Source organism: Rhodococcus sp. BS-15 (genome assembly GCF_000813105.1).
Classification (GTDB): Bacteria; Actinomycetota; Actinomycetes; order Mycobacteriales; family Mycobacteriaceae; genus Rhodococcoides.
Map to the genome: position 1 here is coordinate 1 of NZ_BAOX01000156.1, position 11,459 is coordinate 11,459.

Annotated in this window: 9 protein-coding genes and 3 pseudogenes; 8 read left to right on the plus strand and 4 right to left on the minus strand. The window is 65.5% G+C overall.

What is annotated here, in order from left to right:
• The 4 genes and pseudogenes from RHBS_RS16955 to RHBS_RS16970 form a co-directional block, all read left to right on the plus strand.
• Positions 1-578, plus strand: a 578-nt coding sequence (locus tag RHBS_RS16955) for a C40 family peptidase (protein WP_237669307.1), incomplete at its 5' end; no start/stop codon positions are given.
• Between the two features lie 11 nt (positions 579-589).
• Complete coding sequence (locus tag RHBS_RS16960; protein WP_128646084.1) at positions 590-928, plus strand: hypothetical protein; 339 nt, start codon at positions 590-592, stop codon at positions 926-928.
• A complete protein-coding gene (locus RHBS_RS16965) occupies positions 925-1,239 on the plus strand; it encodes a YbaB/EbfC family nucleoid-associated protein (RefSeq protein WP_121870347.1) in 315 nt (104 codons plus the stop codon). The genes RHBS_RS16960 and RHBS_RS16965 overlap by 4 nt, the downstream gene beginning before the upstream one ends.
• Positions 1,240-1,254: 15 nt before the next feature.
• A pseudogene (locus RHBS_RS16970) lies at positions 1,255-2,522 on the plus strand (primosomal protein).
• A 21-nt stretch (positions 2,523-2,543) separates the two neighbouring features.
• Here RHBS_RS16970 and RHBS_RS16975 read toward each other — a convergent pair.
• A pseudogene (locus RHBS_RS16975) lies at positions 2,544-3,667 on the minus strand (adenosine deaminase).
• Positions 3,668-3,912: 245 nt separating this feature from the next.
• Here RHBS_RS16975 and RHBS_RS16980 point away from each other — a divergent pair.
• The gene (locus tag RHBS_RS16980; protein WP_121870350.1) at positions 3,913-5,415 is read left to right on the plus strand and encodes an APC family permease; all 1,503 of its coding nucleotides are present in this window, start codon (positions 3,913-3,915) and stop codon (positions 5,413-5,415) included.
• A 127-nt stretch (positions 5,416-5,542) separates the two neighbouring features.
• Positions 5,543-6,289 (plus strand): universal stress protein, encoded by a 747-nt coding sequence (locus tag RHBS_RS16985; protein ID WP_237669308.1) that lies wholly within the window; start codon positions 5,543-5,545, stop codon positions 6,287-6,289.
• Positions 6,290-6,353: 64 nt separating this feature from the next.
• Here the strand turns inward: RHBS_RS16985 and RHBS_RS16990 are convergent, their stop codons facing one another.
• Positions 6,354-7,775 (minus strand): FAD-binding oxidoreductase, encoded by a 1,422-nt coding sequence (locus RHBS_RS16990; RefSeq protein WP_128646085.1) that lies wholly within the window; start codon positions 7,773-7,775, stop codon positions 6,354-6,356.
• Complete coding sequence (locus tag RHBS_RS16995; protein WP_128646086.1) at positions 7,772-9,277, minus strand: gamma-aminobutyraldehyde dehydrogenase; 1,506 nt, start codon at positions 9,275-9,277, stop codon at positions 7,772-7,774. The genes RHBS_RS16990 and RHBS_RS16995 overlap by 4 nt, the downstream gene beginning before the upstream one ends.
• A 143-nt stretch (positions 9,278-9,420) precedes the next feature.
• Here RHBS_RS16995 and RHBS_RS17000 point away from each other — a divergent pair, with 143 nt between their 5' ends.
• Together RHBS_RS17000 and RHBS_RS17005 are read left to right on the plus strand one after the other, a co-directional pair.
• Positions 9,421-9,885: an Lrp/AsnC family transcriptional regulator gene (locus tag RHBS_RS17000; protein WP_032376836.1), complete on the plus strand. Its 465-nt coding sequence runs from the start codon at positions 9,421-9,423 to the stop codon at positions 9,883-9,885.
• Positions 9,882-11,249, plus strand: a complete 1,368-nt coding sequence (locus tag RHBS_RS17005) for an aspartate aminotransferase family protein (RefSeq protein WP_121870354.1) — start codon at positions 9,882-9,884, stop codon at positions 11,247-11,249. The genes RHBS_RS17000 and RHBS_RS17005 overlap by 4 nt, the downstream gene beginning before the upstream one ends.
• A gap of 9 nt (positions 11,250-11,258) precedes the next feature.
• Here RHBS_RS17005 and RHBS_RS17010 read toward each other — a convergent pair.
• Positions 11,259-11,459, minus strand: a pseudogene (locus RHBS_RS17010) (thymidine phosphorylase); the annotation flags it as partial.

Genomic DNA, 11,459 nt, shown 5'->3' on the forward strand with positions numbered 1-11,459 from the left:
CGAATCTCATGACCTCGCCCGCGACATCACAGGTGATCGAAGCAGGCGAGAAGCTGGCGAAGACGTTCGCGCAGTCCGTCTCCTCCCCTGCCGCCGGAGCCGAGTCACCGAGCAGCGGCGGTGCCCAGAACTACCTGGGCAATCCGGGCGCCGATCCATCCCGCTCCCCCGAGAGCACCGGGCGGGGAGTCGAGATTCGGCTACCCGACGGCAGTACCGTCACCGCACCCAACGCCGAAGCCGCGGGTGCCGTCCGCAGCGCACTGACCCAACAGGGTGTGCCCTACGCATGGGGCGGCACCACGCCGGGCAGCGGGCTCGACTGCAGCGGACTGACACAGTGGGCGTACGCACAGCAGGGCGTCGAGATCCCGCGTCTGGCGCAGGAACAGGACATCGGATCCGCCGTGGCACCGGGTGAGGTGATGCCCGGCGACCTCGCAGTCTGGGACGGGCACGTGGCCATGGTCATCGGAAACGGTCAGCTCGTCGAGGCGGGCGATCCCGTACAGGTGGGTCCGATCAGAACGACCAACAGCGGTATGGGCTTCAAGGGCTTCTACCGTCCGACCGAATGAGGGGCCAGACAATGACGGACTCGGACACCCCCGTCGTCAGCGCGGTATCGGGAACTCGATCGGGATCTGTGACGGTGCGCGCCACCGAACACGGATTGCCGATCGGGATCGCCATCGACGAGCGCGAACTGCGATACGGCGGAGGCGCATTGGCGTCGACGATTCTCGAGCACTGTGTACGGGCGAGTGCGGCCGCACGAGCTCAGCGCCGCACCCTCCTCGCCGAGGACGGCGTTCCCACCGAGGTTCTCGATCGCCTCGGTCTGCCCACCCGGGCCCGAGTCGCCGCCGAAGCGAACGACAATCTCGCAGAGGACTCCGCACCCACGAGTTGGTTGAAGCAGGTATGACCCACGCCCACACCACCGAACTCGACGCTCTGGTCGGCAGCGCTCAGCACCGGCTGGACGCGCTTCGCGAAACGCACGAGAGACTGGACCGCATCAGAATTCGACTGACGTCGCCGGACAACCTGGTGACCGTCGTTGCCGATGGAACCGGTGCCCTGGTCGGGCTCGAACTCGCCGAGAACCTCGGATCGGTTGGTGCCCACGCACTCGCCTCGACGATCACCGCAATGGCCGCGCAGGCCGCCGTTTCGGCGCTCGACCAGCGCGAGGCGATCCTGCGAAGTCTGCAGGGTTCGTTCACAGATTCCTGAGATAGGCTTCGCGCCATGGCTGGAGACATCATCCCGATCGAACTCGGTCTCACCGCCGGTGACTTCTCGACACTGTGGGCACCGGAGTGGCGAGAAGGCGACGACGAGTGGGAGGCATTCCTCGGACACGAGGAGGACCTGTACGGATTCTCGACCGTCGCGGAGCTCGCGGCATTCGTCAGATCCGACGACGACAACGATCTCGTCGACCATCCGTCGTGGAAGGTGGTCTCCGCACTCGCCGCATACGAACTCGAGCCCGACGATCTGCACCGCTTCGATCTGGTGGCGGTGCCGGAGTTGGTGGCCTCCGACCCCGAAGCCGACGTTCTCGCGGAACTGCAGGCCACCTTCGACATCGTCTCCTCCATCGGTGATGTCTGCGAATTACGTCCTGTCACAAGCTTTTTCGGCTCCAACCCATTCGTCGGTGCCGTCGGCGGAGGCGTCGAGAACTTCCTCGGTCGCGAGGGCGGTGAACTGTGGGACCGCATCGGAGCGGCTGTAGCCAAGCACTGGGACGACGTGCTCGACGCCGTGGACTCCGTCGTCACCTCACCCGATGTCGACTCCACTGCCGTTGCCGTCGCCGAAGCCGAGATCACCGCAGCGGCAGAGAACGCCGTCGACGCCGATGACGTCACGGACGACATCGACTCCGATTCGGACGACAACGAAGACGACGACGATTCTGCGAGGTGGACCGCGATCCGATCGCCGCAGCCGCAGCCGAAGACACGTTCTGGACCACTGTCGGCATCGATCCGATTCGCATCATCACCTCGGACGACACGCTCTACACCCTGCGGTGCTACCTCGGCGACAAGCCGGTGTTCCTCGGCCGCGGCGGTGCCATCAGCGTGTTCGGTTCCGAGCGTTCGTTGGCCCGGTACCTGGCCGACGATCACGACCACGATCTCGCACAGGTCAGCACCTACTCCGATGTTCAGACCGCAGCCATCGACGGCTCCCTCGACATCGCGATCACCGACGACAACGTGTACGTGCTGCCCGGCCTGGCCGACGACCTCGCCGACGGGCCCACCTCGGTAGACGTCGACCAATTGGACCTGGCCGTCGAATTGTTCACCGATGCAGCCGATTTCGCCGGTGACGATTCCGTCGACGAAGCTCTCGCCACGTCCACCCCGCTCGGTTGGTACGTCTCGTACACCCTCGAACCCAGTCCTGATCGGCTCGCTCCGAGCGCGCCGTTCGACGTCGAGGCCGAAGCATGGCGCGCCCTCGAGCGTGAGTTCGAGAGCCGGCTGCGCAAGAAGTAGCCGCCCGCCGGGCCCGATCGATCAGCCGATCAGAACTGCGTAACCGGGCTTGATGACGTCGTCGATGATCGCCAGTCGCTCGTCGAACGGCAGGAACGCCGACTTCATCGCGTTGATGGTGAACCGCTCGAGATCGCTCCAGCCGTAGCCGAAGGTCTCGACGAGCTTGGCCATCTCGCGACTCATCGAGGTATCGCTCATCAACCGGTTGTCGGTGTTGACGGTGACTCGGAATCGCAGTCGGGCAAGCAGATCGAACGGGTGCGTCGCCAACGATTCGGCGGCCCCGGTCTGGACGTTGGAGCTCGGGCACAGTTCGAGGGGCATTCTCGTGTCGCGGACGTAGGCGGCGAGCAGACCGAGTTCGTGCTCACCGTCGGCGCCGGTGGTGATGTCGTCGGTGATCCGCACCCCGTGACCGAGCCTGTCGGTGCCGCAGAACGCCACTGCTTCCTGGATCGACGGCAGACCGAACGCCTCCCCCGCGTGAATGGTGAAGTGCGCGTTGCTCGCTCGCATGTATTCGAAGGCGTCGAGGTGGCGACTGGGAGGGAAGCCGGCTTCGGCACCGGCGATGTCGAAGCCCACGACGCCGCGGTCACGGAACCGGACCGTCAGCTCGGCGATTTCCCGCGAACGCGCCGCGTGCCGCATCGCAGTGAGCAAGGTGCCGATCGTGATGTTCTTGCCGCGCACCTTGGCCGCAGAGATCCCGGCTTCGAACCCGGCAAGGGTATGGGTGACGACCTCGTCGAGGGTCAGGCCGCGCTCGAGGTGCTGTTCCGGTGCGAAGCGCACCTCGCGTACACGACGCCGTCGTCGGCCAGATCCTCGGCGCATTCGCGCGCCACGCGGAACAGCCTTCGGGGGGTCTGCATCACGGCGACGGTGTGCGCGAACGTCTCGAGGTACCGCACGAGCGAGCCGCTGTCCGCGGCGTCGCGGAACCACTCGCCCAGCGCTGCACCGTCGGTGGCGGGAAGATCGCCGTAACCGCATTCGTCCGCCAGCTCCAACACGGTCTGCGGGCGGAGTCCGCCGTCGAGGTGATCGTGCAGCAACGCCTTGGGAGCTGTCCTGATCGACGCGAGATCGAGTGGCGCACTGCCACCGATCGAGGACTGGGTGTTCTCCGCGGTGCTCATGTGACGACGGTAGCGTGCGGCCCGCGCGCACGCGCGCCCGCCGGAGCCCATCGGCGAGTCCGCGGATTCCCCCGACCTCCGCCACTTACGCGACCCATTTCGTTGCATTGTTACTCCGATGAAAACAATTCCGTCGATACACAGCGGATCGGCGACGGAAATCGTAGTGTTCAGCAAACACACGCGGCCGATTCTGTCGGGTCCCCCTCCGACGTCCTCGGTCGACTCGAGCCTCGGAGAGACCTATGTCCACTGTGGAACCGCCGAACACCCTTCCGGGTAAAGGACTCAACACCGGTGCTCTCGGGCTGGTCGGCAACATCGTCATCGGCTTGTCGGCGGTCGCCCCGGCCTACAGCCTCGCCGCGACGCTCGGCTACGTGGTTCTGGCCGTCGGCGACAAGGCACCCTCGATGTTCCTCATCGCCTTCGTTCCGATGCTGCTCACCGCCTTCGCCTACCGCGAGCTCGGCCGCGACACCCCGGACTGCGGAACATCGTTCACCTGGGGCACCAAGGCGTTCGGACCCTGGGTCGGCTGGATGGCAGGGTGGGGCCTGGCAGTCTCGGCGATCATCGTGCTGGCCAACGTCGCCGAGATCGCCGCCATCTACCTGTTCGAGTTCCTGGGGCTGTCGGGATTGGCGGAGTCCACCGCGGCCAAGGTCGCCCTCGGCTCGTTCTTCATCGCCTCGATGACCTACGTCAGTTTTCGCGGCATCCTCATCAGCGAACGCATGCAGAACGTACTGCTGGTCGTGCAGTTCGGGGTGCTCATCGGAGTGTCGGTGACGGCACTGGTCAAGGTGGGGACGGGCACCGCAGGGCCGCAGGCCATCACGCCCCAGTGGAGTTGGTTGGTGCCCACCGGAGTGACGATGTCCGACGCGGCCCAGGCCATCATCCTGTGCATCTTCATCTACTGGGGATGGGACGCCTGCCTGGCCGTCGGAGAGGAAACGAAGGACTCGGAGAAGACGCCGGGACGCGCCGCGGTGATCACGACGTTGATCCTCGTCGCGACGTACGTTCTCGTCGGATACGCGGTGCAGTCGTTCGCGGGGTTCGGCGATACCGGCATCGGTTTGAACAACCCGGACAACGTCGACGACGTGCTCACCATCCTCGGCGGTCCCGTCGCCGGCTCGATCGTGGCGTCGCTGCTGCTGTTGACGGTCTCGATCTCGGCTCTGTCCTCGACCCAGACGACCATCCTGCCCACCGCGCGCGGAACCCTGTCGATGGCCGTCTACGAGGCCCTCCCCAAGCGGTTCGCCAGCGTCCATCCCAAATACATGACGCCCGGCTTCGGCACCCTCGTGATGGGCGTCGCGGCACTGCTGTTCTACCTGGTGCTCACCTTCGTCAGCGCCAACGCGCTCCAGGATTCGGTGGCGTCACTGGGGCTCGCGGTCGCCTTCTACTACGGCATCACCGCATACGCGTGCGTCTGGTACTTCCGTCGGACATTGTTCTCGTCCGCCCGAAACCTGTTCATGCGCGGCATCTTTCCACTTCTCGGCGGGCTGTCCATGACGTGGGCGTTCGTCCAGAGCGCAGTCGACATGATCAAGCCCGACTACGGTTTCACCGTCTACGGTCCCGTCGGCGGAGTGTTCGTTCTCGGTGTCGGCATGCTGGTACTCGGCATTCCGCTCATGCTGTTGTGCTTCGTGGGGAACAAGGACTTCTTCCAGGGCAAGACACTCACCGCGTCGACCGACGTCAAGGTTCCCGACACTTACTAGAAGAGAAGGACACCTCGCTCATGAAGATCACCGTCGGCTACCTCGCCACTCCCAGCGGCGACGACGGCGTAGCCTGGCCACCGCCCTCGCCCGCGCCCTCGACGCCTCCATCGACATCGTGCTGGTCATGGCCGTCGACGAACCTGTCATGGAGGGCAGCGGACCCTACCGAAAAGTTCTCGAGGCCAAGGCGCGGGGCTGGGTGGACGACGCGGCCGCGCAGGTACCGTCGGGCATCGAGGTGACCACGCACGTGCTCACCCACGAGTCGTTCGCCCGCGCCCTGATCGACTTCGCGGTGAACACCGACGCCGACATGATCGTCGTCGGCGGTGCCGGTGACGGCCTACTGAACCGGCACTCGATCGGGTCGGTCGCCAGTCAACTGCTGCACGCGTCGGAAGTGCCGCTGGCACTTGCCCCTCGGGGCTACCGGCTCTCGAACGCACCGATCACCGACCTCACCGTCGCCGTCCCCACTCGGGCCTCCGCCCCGAATCCGCTTCCCTTCGCCATCACCCTTGCCAGCGCTGCTCACGTACCGGTGCGGTTGGTGTCGCTGGTCTCGCTCGAACCGACCGGGGCCCCGAGCGACGAGACGTCACTGGACACCCGTCGACGACAGGTCGCTGCCGCGCAGGACAATCTGGACCACGCGGTGCGCACCCTCCCCGATATCGAGGGCCTGCAGTCGGTCGTCGCCGACGGCTCGACGCTGGACGAGGCGATGGGCAACCTCGACTGGAAGCCGGGCGATGTGCTGTTCCTGGGCTCGAGCCGATTGGCGACTCCCAAACGGGTCTTCCTCGGTTCCAGCGCGGCCAAGATTCTGCGGGCTGCGCCGGTGCCGGTGGTCGTGGTCCCGCACGAGTAGTGCCAAGGCAGTGGTGCGGTTAAGTGCCATGGGTGGGACTTAACCGCACCACTGCCGCAGGCACTCAGCTGTCGAAGCCGAGACCGAGGGCATCCATTCCCTTCAGCCACAGTCCCCGTCGTCCCTCGTTGCGGTCTGCGCGGGCGAATTGTGCACGCGTGATGTTGATGCCGATGGACTTGAGGGGCTCGGGTGGGAACGGCAGCGGCTTGGTACGCACCATCTTCAGGCGTGTTCGTTCGGTGTCCTTGCCGTCCAGTAGATCGAGAGCGGTGCGGGCCCCGAAATGCGACGCGCCGACGCCGAGTCCGGTGAACCCGGCCACCGAGGCCACCCGTCCGTTCATTCCGAGATCCCAGAAGGCGCTGAACCGCGAGCACGTGTCGATCGATCCGCCCCAGGCGTGGGTGGCGCGAATTCCTTCGAGGCTCGGGAACATCTGCAGCAGGTGTTCGGCGAGCAGTGCGAACTCTTCGGGATGTTGGGTTCGGCGCGGGTCGGTGTCGCTACCGTAGAAGTAGTGCGCGTCCCACCCGCCGAACAGGATGCGATCGTCCGCCGTCAACCGGAAGTAGTGGAATCGGTTGCCGGAGTCGGCCAATCCTTCGCGGCCGGACCAGCCGATGTCGGCGAGCTGCGCCGACGTCAGTGGTTCGGTCATGATCACGTAATCCCATACCGGGACGATCCAGTGACGGAGTTTACGGCGCAACGATTTCGATGCCGAGGTGGCCAGCAGGACCTTTTCGGCCTCGATGGTGCCGTATCCCGTCTTCACTCGAATTCCGTTGCCGGACTTGTCGATCGACAGCGCCCGGGTGTTCTCGTGAATGCGAACGCCGAGCGACTCGGCCGCGTCAGCCAGGCCCCAGGCGAGTTTGGCGGGGTCGATCATCGCGACGTCGGGGTCGAACAGTGCGCCGCGTGCCATGGGTGAGGTGATCCTGGACTGCACTGCGGCGGCGTCGAGATACTCCATCGGCTGCGACAGTCGTCTCCCCTCGTCGCCGAGCTCACGCAGGTCGTCCACCTGCCAGTCGAAATTGGCAATGTCCAGCTCGCCGGTGCGCTCGATGTCGGCGTCGATTCCGTACCGGTCCGCAGTCGCGCAGATCGCGTCGAGCGTCTCGGTGCCCATGCGCAGCAGCTCGGGTAGTTCGTCGGCGTAGCGGTCGAGTCCGTTGCTCAGTCCGTGCGTCAGGCTGGCAGCGCAGAAGCCGCCGTTGCGTCCGGTTGCGCCCTCGGCGATGCGGTCGCCTTCGAGCACCACGATCGATCGGTTCGGGTTCTCCTCTGCCGCGTGCAGAGCCGCCCACAATCCGGTGAACCCACCGCCGACGATCACCAGATCCGCTGTCGCAGAGCCGGTGTGCCGACTGCGCGGAGCGGGGCGTTCGGGACGGTCGAGCCAGTAGGACTCCGGTGCCGCGCCCGCCACCATCGCCACGCCGCGTTCGGTGGGTGCGGTTGCCCATGATGCGCTCATCGGGCATCCACCTGCGCTTCGGGATCGGCCGAAGCGAATACCGTTCGGTGCCAGGCCTTTCGGGCTACACCGGTGATGTCGGTCATGACGTGCTTGACGGTGAGGTACTCGTCCAGCGAGTAGCTCGACATGTCCTTTCCGAACCCCGAGGCCCCGAATCCGCCGTGTGGCATCTCGCTGATGATCGGGATGTGGTCGTTGATCCAGACGCAGCCGGCGTCGATCTCCCGCGTCGCTCGGCCCGCGCGGTACACGTCCCTGGTCCAGGCCGAGGCGGCGAGTCCGAACTCGGTGTCGTTGGCGCGCCGGATCGCATCATCGTCCCCGTGATGCTTCGACACCGCGAGCACCGGACCGAACACCTCGTCGCGATAGATCTCGTCCTGCTCACCGACATCGGCGATCAGGGTAGGCGGATAGAACGCACCCCGGCCCTCCGGGACACGGCCTCCGGTCACCACCCTGGCCCCCGCGTCCCGGGCTCGATCCACCATAGCCGCCACACGATCTCGGTGCGCGACGGAGATCAACGATCCCATGTCGGTCGCCGGATCCGTCGGGTCTCCCACGACGACGCGACCCATCAACTCGGCGACTCCGGCGACGAAGTCGTCGTAGAGGGATTCGGCGACGATGGCGCGGGTGGCCGCCGTGCAGTCCTGGCCGCCGTTGATCAACGATCCGGCGACGGCACCGTGGATTGCTGCGTCGAGATCTGCGTCTTCGAACACCACCAGCGGTGCCTTGCCGCCGAGCTCGAGCTGCACGCGTGTGCCGTGCGCGGCGGCCTGCGCCATCACGCGCCTGCCGACAGGAGTAGAGCCGGTGAACGTCATCAGGTCCAGATCCGCGTGGGAGGACAGCGCGACTCCGGCGTCGAGACCGGTTCCGGTGACCACGTTGAACACCCCGTCGGGAACGCCCGCTTCGGTGGCCAAGCGTGCCAGCCGCAAGGTGGTCAGCGGGGTGAGTTCACTGGGCTTGAGCACGATGGAGCACCCGGCCGCCAATGCCGGTATCGCTTTCCACACCGCCATCTGCAGTGGATAGTTCCACGGCGTGATCGACCCGACCACTCCGACGGCGTCGCGACGGATGGCGGAGGTGTGCTCACCCGAGTATTCCGCAGCAGCCTTGCCGTCCAGGTGCCGCGCCGCTCCGGCGAAGAACTCGATGTTGTCGATGCTGCCCGGAACGTCGAATTCCGTTGCCAGCCTTGTCGATTTTCCGGTCTGTGCCACTTCCTCGGACACGAAGTTCGCCGCGTCGGCCGCAACCAGTCGGGCCAGTTCCACCAACACCGCGCTGCGGTGCGCGGGCGTGGCGGTGGACCATGCGGGAAAGGCCGATCGGGCATGCGCGAGAGCCGAATCGACGTCTTCGGCGGTGGCCAAACCGAGATCGGCGACGATAGCTCCGGTCGCGGGATCGTCGACCTCGTACCGATCACCACTACCGTCCACCGCGCGTCCGTCGATCCAACAACCAGGAATGTTTGCCATGCCTGCGACAGTACCGTCGGATCCACTGATTCTCTCTGTTTCCGGCCTTTCGACAACTGATTCTGTCGTCTGAATCCACAATTGACGCGCTTTTCATCGTCGACGGGTTGTGTTCACGGCCACGACAGTGACAAGATCGACCCATGCCCGAGCAACCGCCCATCGCACTCGACGACGTCTCCAAGGCGATCATCGAGCAACTCCAGGAGGACGGGCGTCGCTCGTACGCTGCCATCGGCAAAGCCGTCGGGCTCTCGGAAGCGGCTGTCCGTCAACGGGTTCAGCGCCTGACGGACTCCGGCGTCATGCAGATCGTCGCGGTGACCGATCCGGTGCAGGTCGGATTCAAGCGGCAGGCCATGATCGGCATCAAGTGCACCGGCGACAGTTATGCACTGTCCGAGGAACTGTCGGCGATCGATGCGATCGATTACGTCGTCCTCACCGCGGGGTCGTTCGACGTCGTCGTGGAAGTGGTGTGCGAGGACGACGAACAACTCCTGCAGATCCTGAACAAACAGATCCGCAGCTTGGACGGTGTCACCAGCACCGAAACGCTGGTCTATCTCAAACTCGTCAAGCAGCAATACAATTGGGGAACACGATGACGCGAACGACATCCGAGCTCGACGCTTCCGCAGCCAAACATCTGTGGGGCCACTTCACCCGCCATGGCGCAGGGGTCACTCCCCCGATCATCACGCGCGGTGAGGGGTCGACCATCTGGGACTCGAACGGCAAGAGCTACATCGACGGTCTCTCGGGGCTGTTCGTGGTGCAGGTGGGTCACGGTCGCGAGGAACTGGCCGAGGCGGCCGCGAAGCAGGCCAAGGAGTTGGCGTTCTTCCCCCTGTGGTCGTACGTGACCGAACCTGCGATCGAGCTGGCCGAGCGGCTCGCCGGATACGCCCCGGGCGATCTCAATCGCGTCTTCTTCACCACCGGTGGCGGCGAGGCCGTCGAGAGCGCATGGAAGCTCGCCAAGCAGTACTTCAAGAAGGTCGGCAAGCCCGGTAAGCACAAGGTGATCTCGCGGGCGATCGCCTACCACGGGACCCCACAGGGCGCGCTGGCCATCACCGGAATTCCCGCGCTCAAGGAACCCTTCGAACCGCTGACACCGGGCGCGTTCCGAGTGCCGAACACCAACATCTACCGCGCCCCCGCTCCCCTGGACTCCGATCCGAAGGCTTTCGGAATCTGGGCCGCGGACCGGATCGCCGAGGCCATCGAATTCGAGGGCCCCGACACGGTTGCCGCTGTGTTCCTCGAGCCGGTTCAGAACGCCGGCGGCTGCTTCCCTCCCCCGCCCGGATACTTCGAGCGGGTCCGCGAGATCTGCGATCGCTACGACGTTCTGCTCGTCTCCGACGAAGTCATCTGTGCCTTCGGCCGGATCGGGTCGATGTTCGCCTGCAGCGACTTCGGCTACGTACCGGACATCATCACCTGCGCGAAGGGAATGACCTCGGGCTACTCACCCATCGGCGCAATGATCGCTTCCGACAAGCTCTTCGAGCCGTTCGACGACGGCACGTCGAGCTTCGCGCACGGATACACCTTCGGCGGCCACCCCGTCTCCGCCGCCGTGGCCATGGCCAATCTCGACATCTTCGAGCGCGAGGGCATCAACGCTCACGTCGCAGACAACGCCCCGGCGTTCCGTGCGACGCTCGAGAAGCTGCACGACCTGCCCATCGTCGGAGACGTGCGCGGCGAGGGATTCTTCTACGGCATCGAGTTGGTCAAGGACAAGACCACGAAGGAGACGTTCAGCGACGCCGAAGCAGAACGCATCCTCCGCGGCTTCCTGTCCACGGCCCTGTTCGACGCAGGCCTGTACTGCCGTGCCGACGACCGCGGCGATCCGGTGGTGCAGCTGGCTCCGCCACTGATCTGCGGTCAGAAGGAGTTCGACGAGATGGAGCAGATCCTGCGCAGCGTGCTGACGGAGGCCGGCAACCTGATCTGACCGGGCTCGTTATTGCCCGATCCGGTCGATCACCAGAGGGGTCGGCTGCACGGCCGTGGCCCCTATCTCCCAACTGGATTCGAGTGCCTGCTGCGCGTACTCGAAGCGCTCCGGGGTGTCGGTGTACAGCGTCGCCAGCCGATCTCCTGCGCGCACCCGATCGCCGGGCTTGGCGTGCAGCCGCACACCGGCTGCGCTCTGGCACCGGGA